This is a genomic window from Mycobacterium sp. TH-M15 (genome assembly GCF_057473705.1).
Genome location: NZ_JBYCLB010000489.1, coordinates 1 through 2,737, shown reverse-complemented (window position 1 = coordinate 2,737; position 2,737 = coordinate 1). Strand labels below are relative to the sequence as shown.

At 69.9% G+C, this 2,737-nt stretch carries 4 protein-coding genes and 2 pseudogenes; 5 read left to right on the top strand and 1 reads right to left on the bottom strand.

What is annotated here, in order from left to right; genetic code table 11:
* The 5 genes and pseudogenes from AC2VNT_RS11955 to AC2VNT_RS11935 form a co-directional block, all read left to right on the top strand.
* A pseudogene (locus tag AC2VNT_RS11955) lies at positions 1 to 150 on the top strand (Gfo/Idh/MocA family protein); the annotation flags it as partial.
* Between the two features lie 21 nt (positions 151 to 171).
* Positions 172 to 438, top strand: a complete 267-nt coding sequence (locus tag AC2VNT_RS11950; protein ID WP_486947063.1) for a hypothetical protein — start codon at positions 172 to 174, stop codon at positions 436 to 438.
* A gap of 10 nt (positions 439 to 448) precedes the next feature.
* Entirely contained in the window at positions 449 to 1,624 is a 1,176-nt protein-coding gene (locus AC2VNT_RS11945) for a winged helix DNA-binding domain-containing protein (protein WP_486947062.1), read from the top strand.
* Between the two features lie 52 nt (positions 1,625 to 1,676).
* On the top strand, positions 1,677 to 1,919 hold the full coding sequence (locus AC2VNT_RS11940; RefSeq protein ID WP_486947061.1) for a CopG family transcriptional regulator: 243 nt from the start codon (positions 1,677 to 1,679) through the stop codon (positions 1,917 to 1,919).
* Positions 1,916 to 2,350 carry a type II toxin-antitoxin system VapC family toxin gene (locus AC2VNT_RS11935; protein WP_486947060.1) on the top strand — a complete coding sequence of 145 codons (435 nt, stop codon included), beginning with the start codon at positions 1,916 to 1,918 and terminating at the stop codon, positions 2,348 to 2,350. Before AC2VNT_RS11940 ends, AC2VNT_RS11935 begins: the two co-directional genes overlap by 4 nt.
* Here AC2VNT_RS11935 and AC2VNT_RS11930 read toward each other — a convergent pair.
* A pseudogene (locus AC2VNT_RS11930) lies at positions 2,347 to 2,737 on the bottom strand (excinuclease ABC subunit UvrA); the annotation flags it as partial. The gene AC2VNT_RS11935 and the pseudogene AC2VNT_RS11930 overlap by 4 nt on opposite strands.

Sequence of the window (2,737 nt, the reverse complement as noted above, 5' to 3'; positions counted from 1 at the left end):
CCCTCCTACGCCTACCAGCTGGATGCGTTCGCGGGCGCCGTGCTTCGCGGCGAGCCGGTCAAGACCACAACTGCCGACGCGATCGAGAACATGACTGTCATCGACGCCATCTACCGCGCCGCCGGCCTGCCGCTCCGTGAGCCGAGCTGACGTAGGTTCGCGCTCAACCCGGTGGTCTTCCCCGAGCCGGCCGACCGATCCGCCTGGTCGACCCGAGCCATGCTGGGTGAGGAACAGTGGATCATCGAGCGTCCACGTGACGCCGGACTGGCGCTGAATCTGGCCGCGACCGCCGCGACGGGGATCGGGCTGGTCAACGCGCGTCGGCGCCGGCCGCTGCCGACGGCGCTTGCCACAGGCGTCGCGATGGCCCTGACGCTGGGCTACTGGGAGCTGATGGCCCGCTACCTCGGCCGCCGGTCAGCCGGCGGCACGTAGAGTCTGGGCGGTGCGGACATTCACGGTGGCGGAGCGACGGGATCGGCTGGCGCGCAGACATTTCCTGTCGGCTGATGGCGACACCCCGACGACAACCGCGATCATCGGCGCGCTGGTCGGCCTGCACGCCACCGATCCGGCCACCCCGTACCTGTCGCTGCGGGCCCGATCGCCCGGTTTTGTCACCGCCGACCTGGACCGCGAGCTGTATCAGACTCGGTCGCTGGTCAAGCATCTGGCGATGCGCCGCACGCTGTGGGTGTTCGACACCGCCGATCTGCCCGCCGCGCAGGCGGCGGCCAGCGACCGGGTCGCCGCCACCGAGCGGCGACGACTGATCGCCGACGTCGGGAAGGCCGGGGTGGCCGAAGACGGCGAGCACTGGCTGGATCAGGCCGGCGCGGCGGTGCTCCGCCACCTCGACGAGCACGGCCCGGCCAGCAGCGCTGAGCTGCGCGCGGCCCTGCCTGAGCTGGCCGGAACCTATGACCCGGCGCCCGGAAAGGCCTACGGCGGCCGGGCTCATCTGGCCCCGCGGGCGCTGACCGTGCTCGGCGCGCAAGGCGACATCGTGCGCGGACCCAACGACGGCGGTTGGACCTCGTCGCGGCCGCGCTGGGCGATCGCCGCGGACTGGCTCGGCGGTCCGGGCGAGCCGGTGACCGCCGCCGCGGCGCAAGCCCAGATGATCCGCACCTGGCTGCGGGCGTTCGGACCGGCCACCGCCGACGACGTCACCTGGTGGTTCGGTACCAGCAAGACCACGATCCGAAAAGCGTTGGCCGACATCGGCGCGCTGGACGTCGACCTGCACGGCGCGCCCGGCTACGCGCTGCCCGACGATCTGGAACCCGAACCGGGCGTCGCGCCGTGGGGCGCGCTGTTGCCGGGCCTCGACGTCACCACGATGGGCTGGTATCAGCGGGACTGGTATCTCGGCGAGCACCGCGGCCGGGTGTTCGACGCCAACGGCAACGCCGGGCCCACGGTGTGGTGGAATGGGCGGATCATCGGCGGTTGGTATCAGGACGACGCGAGCCGCATCCAGCTGCAGCTGCTGGAAGACCCGGGCCGCCAGGCACGAGACGCGCTGACGCGGCGGGCACAGGAGCTCACCGACTGGCTGGACGGGGTGCGGGTGCCACCGCGGTTCCCGTCGCCGCTGCTGAAGGCGGCAGCAGGTTGAGGCGGTGCCGGCTGACGAAGCGAAGTATATATGGTGCTGGTACCATACCCATATGCCGCTGAAGAAGACGACGGTGATGGTCGACGAGGACGATCTCGCGGTGATCAAGGAGGCGGCCGCGCGGGATGGACGGCCCGAGTCCGAGTACTTTCGCGAGGCCTTCCACCTCGCCGCGCTGCGTGCCCGTCGCTGGCCCGACAAGTGGGAGATGCCCACGTTGAATTATGCGCGTCCGGTGACTGCCGACGAGATCCACCAGGTGGTCAGTGAGGCTTCGGTAGACGTCTCCGGATGATCGTCGTTGCAGACACATCCGGGCTGGTGGCCGCCTTCAACTCCGCAGACCCGGAGCATCTGGCGGCACGAAAGGCGCTGATCGAGGCGGCACTCACCGTCGTCTCCCCGCTGGTTCTTCTCGAGATCGAACACATCACCACCCGGAACGTCGGCAGACCGGCGGCGCTCGCGATCAACGATTGGCTGCTCGCACAGGAGCGCACCGGACGCGTCGATATCCCGGTCGTGTCGGCACCCACCCTGCGGATGGCGCGGATGATCCGAGACCGGTACGCCGCCCTGCGGCTCGACCTGACCGACGCGGTCTCGGTGGCGCTGGCCGAACAGTACGAAACCGATGCGCTGCTCACCCGGCGTGATTTCCGCGCGATCACGCCGCTGACCGGCGCTGCGGCATTCCGGCTGCTCCCCGACGACCGGCTAAGCTAAGCGCTGATTTTCCGACGGCGGGCCGAGCGCGCAGCGGGTTTCGCGGCCGGCGCCAGCACCTCGGCCAGGAATTTGCCGGTGTAGCTCTCCGGTGTCGCCGCCACCTGCTCCGGCGTGCCGGCCACCACCACCGTCCCGCCACCGGCACCGCCCTCCGGGCCCAGGTCGACGATCCAGTCCGACGTTTTGATGACATCGAGTTCGTGTTCGATCACGATCACCGTGTTGCCCTTGTCGACCAGGCCGTTGAGGACGTTGAGCAGCTTGCGGATGTCGTCGAAGTGCAGCCCGGTGGTCGGCTCGTCGAGGATGTAGACGGTGCGCCCGGTGGAGCGCTTCTGCAGCTCCGATGCCAGCTTGACCCGCTGCGCCTCACCGCCGGAGAGC